Below are 20,085 nucleotides of genomic sequence, written 5' to 3' on the forward strand. Positions count from 1 at the left end.
CGCCAGCTGGAGCGCGAGCTTACAACCAGTCTGGCGACCGCCGCCAGAAGAATGCACCTTGCATTGGATGCAACTGGGACATTTTGTCCCGATGTATGGAAATTGCTTTTAGGTAGTATGGAACTCTGACTATCGTCTGGAAATAGCTGAAATCATGGAATGGGTACCTATCGTCTTCTTTACCTTCAAAATTGTCGTACTGGGCATAGGCATGTTCTACGCCATCAAGTGGCACTACGATCAGGGCAAAAAGCATCCCGATCGCCCTGCACGCTCCGTGCTGCGCGTCAGCGCCATCGTCGCGCTGGGATTCGTGCTACTGCTGGCAGGTCTGCTGCTGTTGACCTTTATCGCTAGCAAGACACTCGGTTTGGAACTGGCACTTCCATAGGCATCTGGCGTCGCGCTGGACCGCAGCAGGATTTTTTTGTCAGGCCGGTACAACAAAGCAGTCAATAATTGCAATTAAGATACTTTCGTGTCAGCATTGCAGCTCTGCTTTGTAGCGCCGGAGCCTGCATGAAATCGTCGATCAAACTGCTTCAATTCATCACCACCGCTGCCCTGCTGGCCAGCGGCACACTGCACCCCGCCTCCGCCGGTGATGCTGCCACGACGCCATCGCCTGCCAGCAAGGCCGAAGACAAACTCCCCGAAGCCAAAGTCTGGACCAGCAAGCACCAGATCAGCCTTGCCGGCAAAACATTCAGCTACACTGCCAGCGCCGGCACCATGCTGATGAAGAATGACAAGGACGAGCCTATCGCCCTGTTCGGCTACACCGCCTACGTCAGAGATGGCAAAGACGATGAACAGCGCCTGCGCCCCATCGTGTTTGCCTACAACGGCGGTCCCGGCTCTTCGTCCGCGTGGCTGCATATGGGCATCATGGGGCCCAAGCGCACCGTGGTGCAAGATCTGGAAGCTAATACGCGCGGCCCCTTCCTCACCGTCGACAATGAGTACACCATACTCGATCAGGCCGATATCGTCATGATCGATCCCGTCGGCACCGGCTATTCGCGCCCCGTCGGCAAAGGCGAAGGCAAGGAATTCTGGGGCGTCGATCAGGATATCAAGTCGGTCGCCGACTTCATCGTCAAATACGTCAGCCAGAACAAACGCTGGTCCTCGCCCAAATTCGTACTCGGCGAAAGTTATGGCGGCATGCGTACGGCCGGCGTAGCTTACGAACTGCTGAGCAAGAAGAATCTGGCCCTCAATGGCATCATTCTGGTCTCGCCTTTCCTCGATTATTCCGCCGGCGCCTCCGAGTCGCAGCTCGACACGGTGTATGTCAACTTCCTTTCGACCTATGCGGCCACGGCGTGGTATCACCACGCGCTGGCCTATCGCCCGGCCGAACTGCAGCCCTTCCTGCGCGAAGTGGAAGCTTTTGCGCGCGACGTCTATGCACCGGTGCTGTTCAAGGGCAGGCGCGCCAGTGCGGAAGAACGCCAGCAGGTGCTGCGCGGACTGGCCCGCTACACGGGCATCAGCGAGCAATACTGGGAACGCGCCAACTTGCGCATCGATGAAGGCCATTTCGTGCAGGAACTCAAGCGCACGACGGGACGCGTGGTGGCCCGCATCGACAGCCGCTATCAGGGCGAGATACTGAGCCCGCTGGCCGAGTCGATGAAGCACGATGCGTATGTCTCGGCAATTGCTCCTGCCTTCGTTGCCAGCTTCAACGACTATTACCGGCGTGAATTGAAAGTCGATGCCGAGCGTGAATACGCCTTCAGCGGCGACGTCGGCAAGGACTGGGACTTCCGGCATGCCCAGCCTGATGTCGGCGACCGGGTCACCCAGCCCAATACCAGTGTGGATCTGGCCTGGAGCATGAAACTCAATCCGAAGATGAAAGTGCTGATCGCTACCGGCTACTACGATCTGGCCTGCCCCTATGGCACGGTGGAATATGTACTCGACCATCTGGATCTGACGCCCGAACTGCGCAACAACATCGGCGTCGACTACTACGAAGCGGGCCACATGATGTATGTACACCCCGCTTCGATGATCAAGTTCAAGCGCGCGCTGGCGGGCTTCGTGGATGCCAACAGCCGCTAGCTGATCGCGATGAAGAATCATATCGACCCGTTGTCACGTGTAGCCTTCCTCGAAGTGGTCATGGAGGCCGCGGATCTGGACGTCTGGGAAAACGAACTGGTCAGCGGTCAGGTGACGCGCAAAGCCACCAAAATTTACGCCGAACTCGGTTATACCGAACAGGAGGCCGGCGATTACATGGACAATATCTTTGCCATCATCCATCCGGATGATGTGGCGCGGATGAAAACGGCCATCGAGGATCATGCCAGCGGCAAGACCGCCAAATACCAGTGCGAATTCCGCATCCGTGCCAAGTCCGGCGCGTGGATCTGGTATGCCAATAGCGGGAAAATTGTCCGAGGCGCGGGATATCCCGCCACCAAGCACCTGATCGGCGTCACCTACAACATCCACGCAAGGCGTCATCAGGAAGAAGAGCTCAAACGTCTCAACCTCGAACTGGCAGCGCAGAAGGCACAACTGGAACATCTGAACAGTCACCTGCACGATATGGCCATGACGGACGCCCTGACCCGCCTGCCCAACCGCCGCCTGCTGATCGATCACGTCGACCGCGCCCTGCTGCTGGCCAGAAGAACGCGGCAGATCGGCGCGCTGCTGTTTATCGATTCGGACAATTTCAAGGCCATCAATGACCAGCACGGGCATCTGGCCGGCGATCTCCTGCTCAAGCAGCTCGCCGCCCGCCTGCGCGCTGCCGTGAGAGAAACCGATAGCGTAGCGCGCATTTCCGGTGACGAATTTGTCGTCATGCTGGAAAACCTCGGTACCGATCCGGCCGAGGCAGCACTCACCATCGGGGCGGTCGCGGAAAAGATCATGGCCTCGCTCGCCTTACCCTACACGCTAGGCAGTATTCAGTGCAGCAATACCGTCAGCATAGGCGCTACGCTGATGACTGATGATCAGCAGAATTTCGATCATCTGTGCCGCTCGGCCGACACCGCCATGTATCAGGCCAAGCGGGCCGGCAAGAATACCTTCCGCATGTTCGTGCCTGCCTTACCATAACACTCTCCCAGCGCTGCAGATGACCGCCATGCCCACACCACCACACAATGCCTTGCGCCTGAATCCGGCCAAACTGCTGCACAGCAAATGGACGGCGCTCACCCCTGTGAACCGCGAAAAACACTTCATCGTGACGGCCCTCATAACACCACCGTATCCGGACGCCGCAATCGATCTGATCACGCTCGAAGCCGTACTGACACGGCGCAGTTTCAATCTGCACTGGCGCGAGCTCAACGATGAGGATGTCTGGCAACAGGGCTGGCGCTAGCCTCTACCAGGGCAATATTTCGCCCTTATACGAGCGGAAACTACCACTGTCGGCCGCAGTCAGACCATCGATCACCTGCAACAGGTCTGCTGCCACGTCGGCGGCGGGACGGCCTATCTGTTCGCCCCGAAACGGCCGTGACAGTGCCGAGTTCACCGTGCCCGGATGCAGCGCCACCAGCACGCTCTGCTTGTTGCTGCGCGCCAGTTCGATGGCCGCCGTCTTGACCAGCATATTCAGCGCAGCCTTGGAAGCACGATAGCCATACCAGCCGCCGAGGCGGTTATCGCCTATGCTGCCCACCTTGGCCGACAGCAGCGCCATCACACCCCGCTCAGGGTCGAGCAAAGGCGCGAAGTGCCGTAACACCAGCGCCGGCCCCAGCGTATTGACCTGAAAAATCGTCTGCAGGTGAGCATAATTGAGATCGGCCAGCCGCTTCTCCGGCATCATCCCCGCCTGATGCAGGATGCCGGTGGCATTGATAATGAGATGAAAGCGCGCGGTGGATGAAAGCGTTGCGGCCGCTTCGGCAATCGTGGTCTCATCGGCAAAATCGATCCGCGGTGTCGAATGGCGATGCAATCCTATCACCGTGCTGCAACGGGCTTGCTGTTCCAGTGCTGCCACCAGCGCGGCACCCATGGCTCCGCTAGAACCGATCACGAGTGCACGAAACTGATGGGGAAAATTCTGCATGCCGACGCCTTTCATCTGATTCCCCGAGTATAACTGTGCCACTGTCCGTACTGTGGCAGATTAGCAGTAATGTGTTACTTTAGCGTCGCCGCAGCGCAATCGGCGAACAGCAGCAGCCATGCCAGAAACAGCTGTTCAAACTGCTGGCAGAGCGCAGATGTGATAAGTTTCTGGTGCAGCAGTAGTAAGCTGCGCATCTCCGCCAGCAAAATCCAGCGAGGAAGTCATCGACTATGGTCAAGCTGAGATCCCTTATTTTTACGGTGCTATCAGCCTGGGCGGCTTGCGCCAGCAATATCGCAAACGCCGAAAACTCCGCACTGACGCTGGGCTTCGATATCGGCTCGCCGCCTTTTTTTGATATGAAGAATGGCTGTCCGTCAGGGATCTACCCCCTCATCACCGGGGCTATTTTTCAGGATGCTGGTCAGCCCATTATTGGCTACCCTGCGCCTTTCCGTCGTGTGCTAGCCAAGCTAGACCTTGGTGTCTGGGGCGCAGGCGGCATACTCAAAACGCCAGAGCGGATGGCGAAGTACGACTACACCGATGCCATTTATGTGGAAAATAATGTCATTTACTTCAACCGCAAAAAGCAGCATGACTTCCAGACTTTGGCCGACTTGCAAGGGAAGCGAATCGGCGTGGTGCAAGGATGGAGTTACGGAGAGAAACTCGACGAGCTGATAAATAATAAATTCTTTTCAGTTGAAGCCGTGAATTCCGATCTGACCAATTTTAAAAAACTGAAACTCGGGCGCATCGATGCATTAATCACCATCCGGGACGTAGGCGCCAGCATTATGGCAAAAGGCGAGTTCGATGATCTGGCGATCTCCCGCATTCCCGTGTTTAGCAACAGCACCTATATCGCATTTAAAAAAAATAGCATTCACGAAAATCTGATCAGGCGGCTCAATTACTCGATAAAGAAATTGAACAATACGGGCCAGCTCGCGTATCTGGTCAAGTCATACCTGCAAAATCTGCAGGATCTTCCTTCAGGCGAGAATTTTGAAGAAGGCCATCAGAACCTGAACAGCCGTGCGGTGCCTGAGGTTTGCTATTTACGCGGGAATACTTCTGATTGAGCGCGGATGGCGCCCTGCTGGGTGCCCAGCAGCGGCGATGTGCAGCGTGGCCAGCGTGCGGCGCGATAAATTGCATCTGCATCAAAACCGGCCGAGCCGGACATGTCGGGCAGCGATGACGATAGGCCGCCCGGTTCCTCAATGGGTGCCGGCGGGCATACTGCTGATTTTCCTGGCCAGCACATCCTGCAAGATGACCTTATCGAGCGCAAGCTCGGCGACCAGTCGTTTCAATTGGGCGTTCTCTTCCTCCAGCTGCCTGAGCCGCTGAATGGCAGATAGCTGCATGCCGCGGTAACGCTTGCGCCAGTTATAGAACGTGGTGTCGGAAATGCCCATCATTCTGCACACCTGTTCCACCGGCGTTCCCGCTTCCGCCTGCCGGAGCGTCTCGCTGATCTGCTGCTCGGTAAATCTGCTTCTCTTCACAACCAGCCTCCCTGCCTTGCGTTGGACAGGGGCGGAGCCGCGCAGCTCCGCCCTTGCACAGCGCTTACTTGAACTTCGACTTCAGACCCACAAAGTACTGGCGTCCGATCACATCGTAGGCACGCGGTTCGGTATTGGTACCGGTGGCGGGATCACGCGGATTGAGGTCAGGCTGCACGTCGGTCAGGTTATTCACCCCTACATACACATGCGTCGCTTCCGACAGACGGTAATTCAGCCTTACATCCACATAGGTCGCGGCATCAAGCTTGTTCAGTTCCGGCGACAGGTTGTTCGCTTCCAGGAAGGCCTTGGTCGCGCTGCGGTAGCGCACTTGCGAGAACAGGTCGAACTGCTTGCTGAAGTTGTAGGTGCCATTGAGCGACAAGCGCCACTTGGGGAACTGCGGACGCTGGACGAACTTCTCTACCGCACCGCTGGAATTGGTCACATCGTAGCGGTTCAGATAGTTGGCATAGGCCGCAACAGTCAGATTAGGCCGCGCGTAATCAACTTCCAGATCCACCCCGCGCGTGGTGATATTGGCGGCGTTGATCAGTGGCGAGCTCACATTCAGGATAGGGCCATCATTGAGATCGCGCACCAGATTGCCACCACAGCTAGGATCGAACCCGGCCGGTGCCACGCTGTAGCAGCGCTTCACGTACACGTCGGCCGCATCACGCGTAATGCCGTTCTTGATCGCGATATCGTAGTAGTCCGCCGAGAACGACAGCCCGCGCACCGGCGTAAATACGGCACCCAGCGTGACGGAATTGGCCGTCTCTTCACGCAGCGTGGGCGAACCGGCTTGCAGCAGACGGGTATTGTTCGCTTCCGACGCCACCAGCGTATAGATGCCGTTAGCAGCGATACGGCGGGCAATAGCCGGAATCGAGCGGCAGTTCTGCGCCAGATTGCCGCTGGTGCTAGCCGTGACGCCGTTGCAGACATCGGTATTGGTAGGCGCCGTCGACGTCGAACCATTGGAGAACAGATCGTTGATATTTGGCGCACGTACCGAACGCGACCAGCTACCACGCAGACGCAGCGCATCCATCACCGGCGCATTGATCCCCAGACGGTAGGTCGGCGCCGTGCCGATGGTGGAATACGAACCCAGACGTGCTGCCAGATCGACGATCAGCCAGCGTGCCACCGGCGCTTCGATTTCGGCAAACGCTTCCTTGACGTTGAACTGGCCGGCAATGGCCGACACCTGCAAGTCGCGCGACAGGCCTTGCTGACGGTAGGCATCCGGCGTTTCTTCAGCCTGCTCCTTGCGGTATTCCACACCGGCAGCGAAGCTGAGCGGCTGTTTGTCCACGATGGCATATGGCAGCGAACCCGACAGCACACTATTGAGCACGGTCTGCTTGATTTCACCGGTCTGGCCCGTAGCAATCTTCAGATACTTGATGGCATTCGGCGAGAAGCCGGTAATGCCGGCCTTGCCAGCCAGACTATCGACCGTGCCGAACGGATTGATCGGCACGCAGCCTTCCAGACGTGCAATCGGATCGGCACACTGGTAGCCGCCCTTGCCGTCAGGGGCGATGGTAACGGCATTACGGAAATTCGGAATGCTGAAGTCACCCGTATTATTCTGGCTCTCCAGCGTCACACCGTACACCGCGCTCGATTTGAGCGACAGCGTATCGCTCAGATCATTGGTCAGGCCTGCAGCAAGGCGGAAGGTATGGCGCTGGTTGGAGACAGTGCGGTCGCCCAGTTCGGTCAGCCGCTTGAAGGTCTGCACGCGATCGAGCGAGGTATTCGAACCGAGTGCCGCAGCCAGCTGGCTGCCCGCACTGCTGCCCACAAAGTAGGGGCTGGTAGCCACATCGATACCGGTCTTGCCGCCGGTCGGCACGCGGAAGATATCACCGACCACGGACACCGGCGCCGGCTCCAGTGCCACCGACGAAGTCGTGCCGGTGTAGTTGAGTTCGATATCGGCATGCGACGTGGCGCTCAGGTCGAAGTTCAGACCGGACGCCACATAATTGCGCTGGTAGGGCGGCACCAGGAAGCGGCGATTATTCTGGTTGTCCCAGTCGGCGCTGCTCTGCGGAACAAACTGGTCGTTCAGCAACGGCTGGCTGGTATTGAATGGCGCGCCATTGCCGAAAATTGACAGGCCGTTAGGCGCAATCAGGGCGGCACCGGGTACGTGAGCCGGTCCGTTACGCCGTGCCACGGCTTCGCGGATGCCATCTTTATTGGCATCGATATAAGCCAGTTCATAGGCCGAGAAAGCCCGCTCGGACGAGCGCAGTGCTTCCTGGCGCGACTGTCCAACGGAAATCCAGGCATTGCCCGACTCAAAATTCTGGCCGTAGGTCAGATCGAAATTCTTGCGCCCTGCACCGCCCGCTTCAGCGCCGCCGCCAAAGGCATTCACTTCCAGACCGCTGAAGTCTTTCTTGGTGATGATGTTGACCACACCGGCAATTGCGTCCGAGCCGTAAATAGCCGACTGGCCACCCGTCAGCACATCGACGCGGCGGATGATAGACGTCGGGATGCTGTTCAGGTCCACCCCATAGCCGGTATTAGCCGAAACGCCGGAAACGTAGCGGCGGCCATTGACCAGCACCAGCGTACGGGCCGAACCCAGATTGCGCAGCGAAGTCGTGGCCACGCCGACGTTGGCAGCATCGCCACCCACCGAGGTATTGTTGGACGAAGTGGAGATGCCGGAAGTAATCGATGGAATGCCGTTCAGCGTATCGCCGATCGAGATCGACGCAGTACCCTTGATGAGATTTTCGCCAACTTCCGTGATAGGCGAAGACGAAACCGAGTTTTGTGCCTGACGGATGTTAGAGCCGGTCACCGTCACTACCTGTACTTTGACTTCCTGTTCATTCTCGCCTACCGCTGCTTTGACATCCTGACCAGCCTGAGCGTAGCTGGTCACTGGCGCAGCCATCAGCAATGCAGGACAGGCGATCAGGGCCGCAGACGACCAGCGCGGATGGGACTTGTACGGCTTCGGCCCCTTAATCTTAGAAAACTTCATAACATCTCCCTTTTGTTTGATGTCAGATATCTGACTGCCAAATCGTAATTTAAACTTCTGCGATATGCAAACGAATTATTGATGAAATTGTTGCCGAAATCGGACATTTCACTCTGCTTACTGGGCAATATCGGGAAAATTTAGCTGAGAAAAGCTAAAAACCGTACCCTATACGCCCAACACAACAGTTCAGATATCTTATATCATTACACCATCCAATCTACCTAACTTGTACTTCGGGGCAATAGATTCCGCGCTAACATACCGCTTGTGCAAGTTTTTTTGCATAGAACGCTGTCTGCGTCGCGGCCCCGCTTTCAATTTTTCGAGCCGCCCCGGTCTAACTATGAAAAAACAGCTCTGCAAGCTTCCCCTTGTTCTGGCCCTGTGCGCGGCCGCAAACACAGTGGCGGCCCCGCGCTACGCGGATTTTCCCGTCGCCGCCAAAATGACTGTAGCGGCCAAAATAGGCAGCCGGATATATGCAGGTCTGGGCACGGCAGGCGGGGCATGGTTTGCACTCGACTTATCGAACGCCAATGCGCAATGGGAAGCGCTTGCGCCCTTCCCCGGCCAGCCGAGAGATAACGCCAATGCGGTCGCCATAGGCACCTGCATTTACGTCTTCAACGGTCAGGGCAAGGCTGATCCGGCGGACGAAAAGCTGATGATGTTCGATACCGTCTGGAAGTACGATACCGTCAGCAAGCTCTGGAGCCAGCTGGCGACGCGCTCGCCTATGGGCGGGCTGGGCGCTGCTGCGACAACGCTGGACGGTGAAAACATCCTCTTCTTCGGTGGCGTCAACAAAGCTGTCTTCGACGGCTACTTCGTCGACTACGTCAATGCCAAGGCTGCGGGCAAGGCCGCTCAGGACGCCGTCAACGAACACTATTTCAGCCGCCGTCCGCAGGACTATCTGTTCACTGCACAGATATTGAGCTACAACCCGGCGCACAACCAGTGGCGTAATCTGGGCCTCGATCCCTCCCCTGCAACCGCTGGCAGTGCCATTGCCGTGGAGGGCAACACGATCACGCTGGTGGGCGGCGAGATCAAGCCGGGGCTGCGTACGCCCCAGGTCAAGCACCTGACCATCAACGGCGAACAGCTCGCATGGCAGACGCCGGCGAGCATGCCGCCGCCTGCCGGTAGCACGATACAGGAAGGCATTGCCGGCGCATATGCCGGCTACAGCAATGGGGTTCTGCTCGCAGCCGGCGGCGCCAGCTTCGCCGGTGCGTGGCAGCAGTACAACCATGGCCAGCTGTACGCGCACAAGGGCCTGAGCAAGAGCTGGCGTGCCGACATCTATGCCAGAGTCGGCGATCAATGGATGAGCGCCGGAAAGCTGCCCGTGGCCATGGGCTACGGCAGCTATGTGCAGCTCGCAGAAGGCGTGCTGGTAATAGGCGGCGAACTGCAGGGCGGCGCGGCCAGCAAGGCAGTGTTCCTGCTGCGCTGGAACGGTAGCAGTGTCGAGATCATCGACTAGCCCTGCCGGCTGGCGCACTGCAATTGGCTTAGTCGTCAAAACAGCGCTGCTGCAATGCCTGTGCTATGCGGCGCGATACTTCGCCACGGTAGGCACCCGATGAAAGGTGTATATGTATCATCTCAGGCTCGCAGGAACGTCCGTCCGTGACCAGGCTAGCGGGAACAGACGGATAGCCCTCACTATGCGGCGCAACAAAATGGGTCTGGTTAGTCTCCATCGTCGTTCCCTGCTCGGTTAGGCGAACATCCAGCAAACACATCTGCCGTGGCCGCTGCCGCATCAGCAGGCGATAACCATCGATCACCTTCCTGTGGGGGGCAATAGCCTCGTCCCACCAGTGGGTAGCCAGCACATTGATCCACGGAACCTGCTCCCATGCACCAGCAAGGAATTGCGGCCTGAGGTCTGCCAGCTCCTGTCCCAACGTATCCACCATCGTCCCGAAACTGGCGCAATGCGACGATGCATACGGCTCGCCAGCATGCGCATCGGACTCCCCCTGCACCCAGACAAATCCCAGCAGCCGGTTGTCGGGATTGGCGCTGAGCGCAAAGCGCAGACGATCACGCAGATCGCGGTACAGCGGCGCCGCAGCCCCCTGTACGCCCCACCACAGCATGGCTCCCTGCGTGTTGCTGGGCGCCAGATCGGCGTAATTCGCTACGCACCGTCCGATGCTGGCGCCCGGCTGCTCCAGCGGGCCGCAGGCCGCGGCGGCAATATAGCTGCCGGGATCGCCGTAGTTCATGCCAGCGCCACCATGGGCCTGTGGCAGCAGCAATATGCCCGCATCGTCCGGCAGCAGGGGCAGCAGGCGGCGGGCGATGAAGAGGCCGGGGCCAACCGTGCCCGAACGGCGCAGATCCGTATTGCCCGTCAGATTACAGAAGCGCATATCCTTGACGTCATCCAGGGCATGGCTGGGCTCGACCAGCTGATTCCAGCGGTCCTCATACTGGCCATCCGGCCGTATGCCACGGTAGCGTCCCAGCTGCTTGATGCGCTGCGACACTTGCAGATCATCGGGTTCCGGCATGGCTTCGCCAAACCCCTGCGCATTCGACTGGCCAGCGATCACCAGCACATACCAGCGTCTCACTTCCTGCGGTGCACTCATGTTATTTCTCCTGCCTTTCGTTATCGAGGGCAATGACGCCGGTGAGGCCGGCATCGCCGCCCTGACACGCAGCGCTCAGCAGCGGCGCGGCCCGCAACGGCATATCATGCAGCGCCGCACGGATGCGCTCCAACATGCCGCTGGCGAGCCCCACACTGCCGCCTATGACGACCTCCTGCAGGTCGACGATCATATGGAAGCCGGCGATCGCCTCCGCCACGGCCTGCGCCGCATGGACGATGATGCGCTCGGCCCTGAGCTCGGTGGCAGCCAGCGCAAACAGCTCTGCGCTGCTGACCGGTCTGCCGAATAAAGCCCCTGCCTGCCGCGCCAGCGCGGTACCGGAGGCGATCATTTCCAGACAACCGGAGCGGCCGCAGCCGCAAGCCGTTACGCCATCGAGCGCCATCAAGCGCACACCGGCATGGCCCACGTGTGCCGCCAGCCCATGCGGACCTCGCCGCAAGCGATGATCGAGTACCAGCCCGCCACCCACGCCCGTGGACAGCGTCATGAACAGCAGGTTAGCCGGGGCAAGGCCCCGAGCGCGCCGCGCCACATACTCGCCCCAGCCAGCAGCCTGTCCATCGTTAATCAGATCGACGGGACAGGCAAAGCGGGCCTGCAACATTTCCGCCAGCGCAAAACCGTCCCAGAATCGGATGATGTCGAGATTCACCGAGTGCACCCGTCCCCCGTCAATATAGCCGGTGGTACAGACGGCCACGCGGGAAGGCGCCGCCCAGCCTGCCGTCAGTTGGTCGATCACCTCCGCGAAACCGGCAGGCTCGTAGGCCATCGGGTACTGGCGCCGTTCGCGTATCACGCCGCCCTCCACCCTTGCACAGGCCACTTTCGTGCCACCTATATCAAATGCCAGCAGCATCTCAGTCCTTTTTGATGGCCTGATTCATCGCGCTGATGAACCACTCGGTAATATGTTCGATGCGCGTAATCGCCGAGCCTACCGTCACACAGTACGCCCCAGCGCCCAGCGCCGCCGCTGCATCGGCCGCAGTACGGATGCGGCCCTCGGCCATCACCGCTGCACCGGCAGCGCTCAGCTCCGCTATCAGCGGCAGATTCGGCTGGTCTTGCGGCAGGCCGGCGGTTTCTTCGGTATAGCCGGACAAAGTCGTCCCTATCAGGTCGCAGCCCAGCGCCAGACAGGCCAGACCATCTTCCAGCGTCGAACAGTCGGCCATGGCCAGACGGCCCGCTGCATGGGTCGCGGCGAGCAAATCCGCCACGGCGACCGGACGCGAGCGCTGCGTTCCATCGAACGCAATCACGGCAGCGCCCGCAGCTATCAGCGCCTGCACATCTGCCAGATACGGCGTGATGCGCACCGGCGTATCGTCCAGATCGCGCTTGACGATGCCGATCACCGGCACATGGGGCAGCGCCTGCACCACGGCGCGCACATGCTCCGCGCCTTCGATGCGCAAGCCGCCAGCGCCCGCAGCTACCGCAGCACCTGCCATGGCAACGATGATGTCCTGCCGGTCCATCGTGCTGCCCGGTACAGGCTGACAGGAAACCACCAGTGCATTTTTAAGTTGGGATAATTTCATGGGAATCTAGTTAATCTCGCTCGGGTTCTCGAAAAGAATGCAGGCCCCGCCGTGCTGCGGGTTGAGTCTAGTCAGCGCAGGTACCACCTGCTTGCAGCGCGTCACAGCTTGAGGGCAGCGGGTATGGAATACACAGCCGTCGGGCGGATTGAGCGGACTGGGAATTTCTCCGGCCAGCATTTCCTGCTCTTCCAGACGGCAATCGGGGTCGGCAGCCGGTGAACTGCGCCACAGGGCACGCGTGTACGGATGCCGCCCACCCTGCGCGATCACCGAGCGTGGCGCATATTCCATCAGCCGGCCCAGATACAGCACCATCACGCGGTCGCACATCGCTTGCACCATGGGCAGATCGTGCGAGATGAAGATGATCGACAGCTGATATTCGCGCTGCAGATCGAGCAGCAGATTGATGATCTGCGCCTTGACCGAGGCATCGAGCGCCGCCACCGCTTCGTCGGCAATCAGCACCTTGGGTTTGAGCGCCAGTGCCCGCGCAATCACCACGCGCTGCTTCTGGCCACCCGACATTTCATGCGGATAGCGCTGCAGCACCGTAACGGGCAAGCCGACCACGCCCAGCAGACGGCGGATTTCCGCATCGCGCTCCTGCCTGTCGCCACGGCCATGCAGAATAAAGGGTTCCAGCAGACTCTGTTCTATGGTCAAGCGGGGATTCAGACTGGCATTCGGGTCCTGAAACACCATCTGCACATCGCTGCGCAGCTGTTTCAGCTGCGCGCCCTGATAAGTGCTGATGGGCTTACCCTCGTACAGGATCTCGCCCGACGTGGGCTGCAGCAAGCGCATGGCCAGCCGCGCCAGCGTGGACTTGCCGCTGCCGGATTCGCCCACGATGCCCAGCACCTCGCCGCGCATCAGATCGAAGGAAACGTCCTGCACCGCGCGCAGCAGGCGCGACGGGCCAAACATGCCGGTTCTGGTCTGGAAGGTAATGCCGACCCTGGCAAAACTGAGTATCGCATCCGCGCTGTCCGCGGCAACCGAGTATTTTTCTGACAATGTATGCATATCGCTCCCGTAATGAGGGCCTATAGGCCAGCGAAGTGACAACGCACCAGCTGCTGCGCCGGATGGACAAACAACACAGGCCTATCGACGCGACACACCTCGCGTGCCTGGGCACAACGGTTGACGAAGCGGCAGCCCAGATGCGGGCCGTACACGGTTTCCACCTGCCCCGGTATGCCGGCCAGACGACCGCTCTGCCCCGGCCGGGGCACGGAGGCCAGCAGCCCCTGCGTATAGGGATGCAGCGGACGGCGGAACAGCGTGCGCGTATCTGCCATTTCCACCAGCTGGCCGCCATACATCACGGCCACCCGGTCGGCGATCTGCGCCACCACCCCCATGTCGTGCGTGATAAACAGCATGCCCATGCCCACTTCGCCTTGCAGCTTGCGCATCAGCCGCAGAATCTGCGCCTGTATCGTCACGTCCAGCGCAGTGGTCGGTTCATCGGCGATCAGCACCTGCGGCTTGCAGGCCAGCGCGATGGCGATCATTACGCGCTGGCGCATGCCGCCCGACATCTGATGCGGGTATTGCTGGGCACGGATTTCCGGAGCCGAAATGCCGACCAGCGTGAGCAGTTCCAGTGCACGCTGGCGCGCCTGCTTCCTGTCGCAAAGCTTGTGCGTGAGCATCGCTTCGGCGATCTGCTCCCCCACCTGCTGCAAGGGATTTAGCGAGGTCATGGGCTCCTGAAAGATCATGCCTAGCTGCCTGCCCCGCACTTGCTCCATCTCCGTCTCGGACAGAGCGAGCAGATTCAGCCGCTCGCCATCGCGCCCGGTCAGCCACGCTTCGCCCTGTATCTGCGCCTGCCGCGACAGCAGCCGCATGAGAGAAAACGAAGTGACCGATTTGCCGCAGCCGGATTCCCCGACGATGGCCAGCGTCTCGCCGCGCCTGAGCGTAAAGCTCAGATCGTTGACGGCCTTGACGCAGCCGCCCGCCGTCTGGAACGATGTGGTGAGTCCCTTCACATCGAGTATCACATCCGCACTGTTCATGGTGCTGGCCTCTTGATCCATTACAGCAGCCCGGCGGCGATCAGAATCTCTTTCACTTTGGCTACAGCAGCATCCGGCAGCACACGGTTGGGACGGCTCATATGGCGATGTTCGATCAGACCCATCAGATGCATGGCGGTCTTAAAGCCACCCACGCCGGAGGCATTCGGACTGGTATGCGGCACGCCCTGGAACACGATCTGGAACAGACGGATCAGACGTTCCTGCTCCTTGCGGGCGGCGACCCAGTCACCGGCCCTGGCAGCGTTGTACAGGCGCACATAACCGGCCGGATCGACATTGCCCAGACCGGGAACGTTGCCGTGCGCACCGCCCAGCAGCGCGTAATCGACCACCGTCTCGGAGCCGCTCAGGATGGCGAAATCCGGCTCGTTGGCAAAATCCAGCCCCAGCATGCGCATGTTTTCGATATCGCCGCTGCTGTCTTTGACGGCGCAGATCAGCTTGCGGTCATACATCTCGCGCAGGGTTTCGCGCGACAGTTTCAGATTGGTGCAGACCGGAATATCGTAGGCCAGTATCGGCAAGTTGACGGCATCCTGGATCATGCTGAAGTGATCGATGGTCTCGTTCTGGCTGGAACGGGTGTAGAACTGCGACGTCACCACCAGTCCGTCCACCCCCAGCGCCTTGGCCTGCTTGGCATTGTCGATTACGCGATCCGTGGTAGGGTCCATGGTGCCGCACACGGATGGCACCTTGCCTGCCGCTTCGTCCAGCGCAATGCTGATCACTTCTGCGCGCTGCTTCGCGTTCAGGAATACGCACTCCGAAGTAGAACCGAGCAGGAACAGGCCATGCACACCGCCATCGATCAGATGGCGTATCACTTTACGCAGGCTTTTTTCGTCTACCTGATAGTCCTTAGTCAGAGGCGTAACGACGGGAGGTACGATGCCGTGCAAGGTAAAATTGGACATACTATTTATTCCTTATTCGTTTTAGGGTCAAATATGAGGCGCAAACCATCGCCGATAAAATTGGCCGAGAGTGCAGTAAGCACGATAAACACACCCGATGGCAGCCAGATCCACGGGTATTGCCTGAGCACGGAAGCTTCGCGGGCTATGCTGATCAGGCTGCCCCAGCTTGCGTCCGGCAACTGCACGCCCAGGCCAAGAAAACTCAGCCCCGCTTCAGCCATGATGGCCGAGACAAAACCAAGCGAAGAAAACACCACCAGCACATCCATCGTGTTGGGCAGGCAGTGCTTGAACAGAATGTAGCCATGCCCAGCCCCCAGCGTTCTGGCGGCCGCCACAAACTCCATCTCGCGCACGCTGAGGATGCGGGCCCGGACCAGCCGGCACACCAGCGGCCACGACAGAAGACCGATCACGATCACCGTCTTGCCGGTGCCGGAGCCGATCACGGCGGCCAGCGTCATCAGCACGATAATCGGCGGAAAAGTCATCACCATATCGACCAGCCGCATGATGAGATTGTCGACCCAGCCGCCGAAATAACCGGCCAGCGCCCCCAGCACAGTGCCGATCAGCACCGCCAGCAGCACGCTGGCAAGGCCAACTAGCAGCGAGATGCGGCCAGCGGCGAACGTGCGGGCCAGCATGTCGCGCCCGATCTGGTCGGTGCCCAGCCAGTGCAGCGCCGACGGTGGCAACAGCGTGGCATCGAGATCGATCGCATTCGGATCGAAGGAAAATAGCTGGCGTGAAAACAGGCATAGCAGGCTGATGGACAGGAACACCACGAGGCCGAACACTGCCACTTTGCTGGATGTGAATTTCTTGCACGCTGCTGCGCCGAGACTGGAATGACTCATAACGATAGGTCCGTAGTACGTTAGACAAGATGACTATTTCAGAGCGATGCGCGGATCTATCCACGAATAGAGGATGTCGGTGAGCATATTCACCAGCAGGATCGCGATCCCCATAAACAGGGCGATACCCATGATGAGGGGATAGTCGCGGCTCTCGATGCCATCCAAAAACAGCATGCCCAGACCCGGCCAAGAAAACACCGTTTCCACAAACACGGCACCGCCGATGAGCGCGCCGAAGTTGGCGCCAATAACCGTCACGATGGGCACCAGTGCATTGGGGAAGGCATGGCGCAGCGTGACAGCGCCTGCCGACAGGCCCTTGGCCCGCGCCGTGCGCACAAAGTCCTGATGCATCACTTCCAGCAGGCCGGCACGGGTATAGCGCATCAGGATGGCGATGAACTGCACCGACAGCACTGCCGCCGGCAGCGCGAGGTAACGCAGCGTCTGCAGCAGGCCTTTTTCAGCGGGCGCGGAATAGCCGCCAGTAGGGAACCAGCCCAGCTTCAACGAAAACAGATACATGCCGAGGATGCCGAGCAGGAAGGCCGGCGTGGAAATGGCCAGATAGGCTGCCACCGATAGCGCGTGGTCGCTAGGGGTGTTGTAGCGGCGTGCAGAAAAAATGCCCAGCATAATGCCCAGCACCGAACCCACTGTCAGTCCGGCGCTGGCCAGCAGCAGTGTCGGCCCTACGCGGCTGGTGATTTCGTCCAGGACTAGGGCACCATCCTTGTAGCGATAGCCGAGATCGCCGCGCGCCACCTGCCCCACCCATTTGATGAAGCGTAGCGGCGCGCTCTGGTCCAGCCCCAGCTCATGGCGCAGCACTGCCTTCTGCTGCTCGGTCAGGGCCGTATTGGGTGGAACAAAGGCATCGACCGGATCCCCGGGGGCCAGGTTAATCAGCACAAACACCGTCACCAGTATGGCCAGCAAGGTGGGGATGTTGATCAGCAGACGATTGATTATGTATTTCAGCATTTTCCATGCAGCCCGGCTTGCGCCGCGCTGCCTCATCATGGTGAGACTTGCTTCGAAGATGTGACCGCATCAGCAGGCAGCCGACAGGCTGCAACTGCCCCGCTTACCTGATCGACCAGCGTTCAGGGAAATCCTGATAACGCCCACCGCCCGGCGAAGGCGTCCAGATCACGTTCTGCACGTTCCTAGCGAAACCGCCGAAGCGCTCGCCTACCCACAACGGTATCCATGGCAGCTGGGCGTTGGTGAGGCGGCACATCTGCTGATACAGCGCGGTGCGTCTGGCATCATCGGTTTCCTGCTGTGCCGCGCTGAACAGCTGGTCCAGCTCGGGCAGATTGACGCGCATGCGGTTCACGCCTCGGGGCGGCGCATAGGAAGACTGCATCAGCGGGATCAGCGTGCCGGGGTCGGGCCCGTTGCCGCCGCCCGCATACACCAGACTGAACTTGTTGGCATCGACCAGCGTGCCGAAAGTGGGGCCGTCGACAAAGCGCGGCCGGATGCTGATGCCCACTTGCGCCAGCATGGCCTGCAGCACCGTCACCACATCCTTGCTGGCCTGATCGTTGTAATAGGTCAGCATCTCCAGCGCTTCCGTCTGATGCCATCCTGCCGCCTTGAGCAAAGCTCTGGCTTTGCTGACGCTGGTTTCGTAGGGATTGATATCTGCCGGTACGTATTGCGGCAAGGTCAGCACGCAATTGCCCAGAATCGCCGTGTTGTTGTAGATACTGCGGATGATGGCTTTACGGTCGATAGCCAGCAGTATTGCCTGCCGTACGCGCACATCCTTGAAACGGGGATCGCTGTTGTTAAAACCGATATAGTTGAGCACATGCGAAGGTCCGGCAATCACATCCACTGCGCGCGTGCTCTGGTTCTCTCTCACCTGATCCAGCGTCATGCTGCTGAACTGGATTTCCCCGGCCTGCAGGGCGATGCTGGCAGCGCTAGCGTCCTTGAAATAGCGGTTGACCAGCTTGGCCAGCATGGGCTTGCCACGGTAAAAATCAGGGTTGGCAGCGAGCTCGACGAATTGATCGGGCACGTAGCGGGTCCATTTGAATGGCCCCGTGCCGACCGGCGCCTTCCACCAGTTCGAACTGCGCAGCTCACCTGCCGGGATATGCGACAGCAAGTGGGACGGCAACATCATGATGCTAGTGAACGCGTCCGGTAGCGTCGCATCCATCTGTGCCAGTTCGATCAGCACGGTATGTGCATCCAGTACACGGATAGCACTGACGTCCTTCAGCCGCGACGAGAACACGCTGGCCATGGCGGGATTTTTAACCAGCTCCAGCGTGAACTTGACGTCGGCCGCCGTGAAGGGTTTGCCATCGTGCCATTTCACGTCCTGACGCAAATGGAGGGTCAGGCTCTTGCCATCCTTGGCATATGCCCAGCTCTGCGCCAGATCGCCCCCGATCTTCTGCAGCCCGACATCGTAGAGCGCCAGCGTGCCGAAGTATTTGTTATAGAAGCTGAAGCCAGCCGGTGCCGTGAGCGGATTGAATTTCTGCGCATTGCCAGCGGAGCCGACATCAAAAGCGCCAGTCAATTTCTGCTCGCCAGCCGCAGCGCTCATAGCCAGCCCCAGCATCACCGTCAAGGCTGCCGAACACAGGATAGAACTGGCGTTCTTCTTGATAACCATCGGTTCTCCTCGTTTTTCTCTTTTTTCAGGGCGAGCGCCGCCCTGCGCTGCGCCCGGAAGAGCGCAGACGGGAAATCACACAGATGTCTTAGGGCTTAGATTTGTATGGCAGCCTGGGGATAGCGCTTGGCTATCGACTCGAAGTGCTTGGCATGGGCCCACATCAGGCCTGCCTTGTCTTTCTTCTCCAGCATTTCGACGATGGCCATGTGGTCACGCGCCGAGTTTTCCAGCTGCCACTGATCAACCGCCAGTTCGCCGGAGTTCTGCAGCAGGTTGTTGAATATCCGCCAGAACAGATCGATCAGCGAAAGCAGGAAATTGTTATCCATGCAGCGATACATCTCGGCATGGAAAGCCCGGTCTTCATCGAAGAAAGTCTGGTTTTCCTGTGCCTTGCTCAGCATGGCTTCCGCCAGCGCGCGCAGCTTCTCGATGTTCTCCGGCTGTATGGTTCTGACCACCGAGGGGATCGCGCCCAGTTCCAGATAGGTCCGCACGTAAAGTAGGTCCGTCACCTGGGCATCGTCGGCCACCATGGAGTAAGGCAGATTTTCCAGAATAGAATCGAACGAGAAAGCCTTGACGTAAATGCCTTCGCCATGCCGCGCTTCCAGTATGCCCAGCGACTCCAGCGACTTGACGCCCTCGCGTAGCGACGGACGGCTGATACCGAGATCGTCCGCCAGCAGGCCTTCGGGCGGCAAGCCGTCGCCCGGTTTCAGGCCCTGGCGCTCGATAAACTGCTTGATCTCCGTTTGTGCCAGACGATACGCCGGAATTTTTTTCGACATGATGATGCTT

At 59.4% G+C, this 20,085-nt stretch carries 18 protein-coding genes and 1 pseudogene; 6 read left to right on the forward strand and 13 right to left on the reverse strand.

Translation table 11 applies throughout. From position 1 onward, the window contains the following. Nucleotides 1-154 precede the first annotated feature (154 nt). The 4 genes from GTP27_RS01090 to GTP27_RS01105 all read left to right on the forward strand — a co-directional run bounded on the left by GTP27_RS01090 (nucleotide 155) and on the right by GTP27_RS01105 (nucleotide 3,361). Nucleotides 155-391, forward strand: coding sequence for a hypothetical protein (locus GTP27_RS01090; RefSeq protein WP_202416468.1), 237 nt, complete (start codon nucleotides 155-157; stop codon nucleotides 389-391). A gap of 128 nt (nucleotides 392-519) precedes the next feature. After that, the gene (locus GTP27_RS01095; protein WP_161037345.1) at nucleotides 520-2,076 is read left to right on the forward strand and encodes a S10 family peptidase; all 1,557 of its coding nucleotides are present in this window, start codon (nucleotides 520-522) and stop codon (nucleotides 2,074-2,076) included. Between the two features lie 9 nt (nucleotides 2,077-2,085). Continuing rightward, nucleotides 2,086-3,090 (forward strand): sensor domain-containing diguanylate cyclase, encoded by a 1,005-nt coding sequence (locus tag GTP27_RS01100; protein ID WP_161037346.1) that lies wholly within the window; start codon nucleotides 2,086-2,088, stop codon nucleotides 3,088-3,090. Between the two features lie 28 nt (nucleotides 3,091-3,118). Continuing rightward, a complete protein-coding gene (locus tag GTP27_RS01105; RefSeq protein WP_161037347.1) occupies nucleotides 3,119-3,361 on the forward strand; it encodes a TIGR02450 family Trp-rich protein in 243 nt (80 codons plus the stop codon). 3 nt (nucleotides 3,362-3,364) lie between these two features. Here GTP27_RS01105 and GTP27_RS01110 read toward each other — a convergent pair whose 3' ends face one another. After that, on the reverse strand, nucleotides 3,365-4,060 hold the full coding sequence (locus tag GTP27_RS01110) for an SDR family oxidoreductase (protein ID WP_202416469.1): 696 nt from the start codon (nucleotides 4,058-4,060) through the stop codon (nucleotides 3,365-3,367). 233 nt (nucleotides 4,061-4,293) lie between these two features. Between GTP27_RS01110 and GTP27_RS01115 the strand changes: the two genes are divergently transcribed. Further along, on the forward strand, nucleotides 4,294-5,151 hold the full coding sequence (locus tag GTP27_RS01115; protein ID WP_161037349.1) for a substrate-binding periplasmic protein: 858 nt from the start codon (nucleotides 4,294-4,296) through the stop codon (nucleotides 5,149-5,151). A 168-nt stretch (nucleotides 5,152-5,319) separates the two neighbouring features. Here the strand turns inward: GTP27_RS01115 and GTP27_RS01120 are convergent. Both GTP27_RS01120 and GTP27_RS01125 read right to left on the reverse strand, forming a co-directional pair. After that, a pseudogene (locus GTP27_RS01120) lies at nucleotides 5,320-5,580 on the reverse strand (transposase); the annotation flags it as partial. Nucleotides 5,581-5,644: 64 nt separating this feature from the next. Then, nucleotides 5,645-8,605, reverse strand: a complete 2,961-nt coding sequence (locus GTP27_RS01125) for a TonB-dependent receptor domain-containing protein (RefSeq protein ID WP_161037351.1) — start codon at nucleotides 8,603-8,605, stop codon at nucleotides 5,645-5,647. Nucleotides 8,606-8,951: 346 nt separating this feature from the next. On the opposite strand from GTP27_RS01125, the gene GTP27_RS01130 reads away from it, so the two are divergent. Continuing rightward, nucleotides 8,952-10,100, forward strand: a complete 1,149-nt coding sequence (locus GTP27_RS01130) for an N-acetylneuraminate epimerase (RefSeq protein WP_161037352.1) — start codon at nucleotides 8,952-8,954, stop codon at nucleotides 10,098-10,100. A 28-nt stretch (nucleotides 10,101-10,128) separates the two neighbouring features. Here GTP27_RS01130 and GTP27_RS01135 read toward each other — a convergent pair whose 3' ends face one another. From GTP27_RS01135 to GTP27_RS01180, 10 genes are all read right to left on the reverse strand, one after another. Continuing rightward, nucleotides 10,129-11,220, reverse strand: a complete 1,092-nt coding sequence (locus GTP27_RS01135; protein ID WP_161037353.1) for a sialate O-acetylesterase — start codon at nucleotides 11,218-11,220, stop codon at nucleotides 10,129-10,131. A gap of 1 nt (nucleotide 11,221) precedes the next feature. Then, nucleotides 11,222-12,106 (reverse strand): ROK family protein, encoded by an 885-nt coding sequence (locus GTP27_RS01140; RefSeq protein WP_161037354.1) that lies wholly within the window; start codon nucleotides 12,104-12,106, stop codon nucleotides 11,222-11,224. A gap of 1 nt (nucleotide 12,107) precedes the next feature. Then, on the reverse strand, nucleotides 12,108-12,794 hold the full coding sequence (locus GTP27_RS01145) for an N-acetylmannosamine-6-phosphate 2-epimerase (RefSeq protein ID WP_161037355.1): 687 nt from the start codon (nucleotides 12,792-12,794) through the stop codon (nucleotides 12,108-12,110). A 6-nt stretch (nucleotides 12,795-12,800) separates the two neighbouring features. Then, entirely contained in the window at nucleotides 12,801-13,826 is a 1,026-nt protein-coding gene (locus tag GTP27_RS01150) for an ABC transporter ATP-binding protein (RefSeq protein ID WP_161037356.1), read from the reverse strand. A gap of 20 nt (nucleotides 13,827-13,846) precedes the next feature. Beyond that, on the reverse strand, nucleotides 13,847-14,830 hold the full coding sequence (locus GTP27_RS01155; protein ID WP_161037357.1) for an ABC transporter ATP-binding protein: 984 nt from the start codon (nucleotides 14,828-14,830) through the stop codon (nucleotides 13,847-13,849). A 20-nt stretch (nucleotides 14,831-14,850) separates the two neighbouring features. After that, a complete protein-coding gene (locus tag GTP27_RS01160; protein ID WP_161037358.1) occupies nucleotides 14,851-15,771 on the reverse strand; it encodes a dihydrodipicolinate synthase family protein in 921 nt (306 codons plus the stop codon). Nucleotides 15,772-15,776: 5 nt separating this feature from the next. Beyond that, nucleotides 15,777-16,634, reverse strand: a complete 858-nt coding sequence (locus GTP27_RS01165) for an ABC transporter permease (protein WP_161037359.1) — start codon at nucleotides 16,632-16,634, stop codon at nucleotides 15,777-15,779. Between the two features lie 33 nt (nucleotides 16,635-16,667). Beyond that, complete coding sequence (locus GTP27_RS01170) at nucleotides 16,668-17,621, reverse strand: ABC transporter permease (RefSeq protein WP_161037360.1); 954 nt, start codon at nucleotides 17,619-17,621, stop codon at nucleotides 16,668-16,670. Between the two features lie 103 nt (nucleotides 17,622-17,724). Continuing rightward, nucleotides 17,725-19,281, reverse strand: a complete 1,557-nt coding sequence (locus GTP27_RS01175; RefSeq protein WP_161037361.1) for an ABC transporter substrate-binding protein — start codon at nucleotides 19,279-19,281, stop codon at nucleotides 17,725-17,727. Between the two features lie 95 nt (nucleotides 19,282-19,376). After that, nucleotides 19,377-20,075, reverse strand: a complete 699-nt coding sequence (locus tag GTP27_RS01180) for a FadR/GntR family transcriptional regulator (RefSeq protein WP_161037362.1) — start codon at nucleotides 20,073-20,075, stop codon at nucleotides 19,377-19,379. Nucleotides 20,076-20,085: the final 10 nt, after the last annotated feature.

The organism is Duganella qianjiadongensis (assembly GCF_009857915.1).
Taxonomy (GTDB): Bacteria; Pseudomonadota; Gammaproteobacteria; order Burkholderiales; family Burkholderiaceae_D; genus Rugamonas; species Rugamonas qianjiadongensis.

Bases quoted from the DNA above. Each gene is read 5' to 3' on its own strand.
- GTP27_RS01090 (WP_202416468.1), top strand. From the start codon at position 155: ATGGAATGGGTACCTATCGTCTTCTTTACCTTCAAAATTGTCGTACTG.
- GTP27_RS01095 (WP_161037345.1), top strand. From the start codon at position 520: ATGAAATCGTCGATCAAACTGCTTCAATTCATCACCACCGCTGCCCTG.
- GTP27_RS01100 (WP_161037346.1), top strand. From the start codon at position 2,086: ATGAAGAATCATATCGACCCGTTGTCACGTGTAGCCTTCCTCGAAGTG.
- GTP27_RS01105 (WP_161037347.1), top strand. From the start codon at position 3,119: ATGCCCACACCACCACACAATGCCTTGCGCCTGAATCCGGCCAAACTG.
- GTP27_RS01110 (WP_202416469.1), bottom strand. From the start codon at position 4,060: ATGCAGAATTTTCCCCATCAGTTTCGTGCACTCGTGATCGGTTCTAGC.
- GTP27_RS01115 (WP_161037349.1), top strand. From the start codon at position 4,294: ATGGTCAAGCTGAGATCCCTTATTTTTACGGTGCTATCAGCCTGGGCG.
- GTP27_RS01125 (WP_161037351.1), bottom strand. From the start codon at position 8,605: ATGAAGTTTTCTAAGATTAAGGGGCCGAAGCCGTACAAGTCCCATCCG.
- GTP27_RS01130 (WP_161037352.1), top strand. From the start codon at position 8,952: ATGAAAAAACAGCTCTGCAAGCTTCCCCTTGTTCTGGCCCTGTGCGCG.
- GTP27_RS01135 (WP_161037353.1), bottom strand. From the start codon at position 11,220: ATGAGTGCACCGCAGGAAGTGAGACGCTGGTATGTGCTGGTGATCGCT.
- GTP27_RS01140 (WP_161037354.1), bottom strand. From the start codon at position 12,106: ATGCTGCTGGCATTTGATATAGGTGGCACGAAAGTGGCCTGTGCAAGG.
- GTP27_RS01145 (WP_161037355.1), bottom strand. From the start codon at position 12,794: ATGAAATTATCCCAACTTAAAAATGCACTGGTGGTTTCCTGTCAGCCT.
- GTP27_RS01150 (WP_161037356.1), bottom strand. From the start codon at position 13,826: ATGCATACATTGTCAGAAAAATACTCGGTTGCCGCGGACAGCGCGGAT.
- GTP27_RS01155 (WP_161037357.1), bottom strand. From the start codon at position 14,830: ATGAACAGTGCGGATGTGATACTCGATGTGAAGGGACTCACCACATCG.
- GTP27_RS01160 (WP_161037358.1), bottom strand. From the start codon at position 15,771: ATGTCCAATTTTACCTTGCACGGCATCGTACCTCCCGTCGTTACGCCT.
- GTP27_RS01165 (WP_161037359.1), bottom strand. From the start codon at position 16,634: ATGAGTCATTCCAGTCTCGGCGCAGCAGCGTGCAAGAAATTCACATCC.
- GTP27_RS01170 (WP_161037360.1), bottom strand. From the start codon at position 17,621: ATGCTGAAATACATAATCAATCGTCTGCTGATCAACATCCCCACCTTG.
- GTP27_RS01175 (WP_161037361.1), bottom strand. From the start codon at position 19,281: ATGGTTATCAAGAAGAACGCCAGTTCTATCCTGTGTTCGGCAGCCTTG.
- GTP27_RS01180 (WP_161037362.1), bottom strand. From the start codon at position 20,075: ATGTCGAAAAAAATTCCGGCGTATCGTCTGGCACAAACGGAGATCAAG.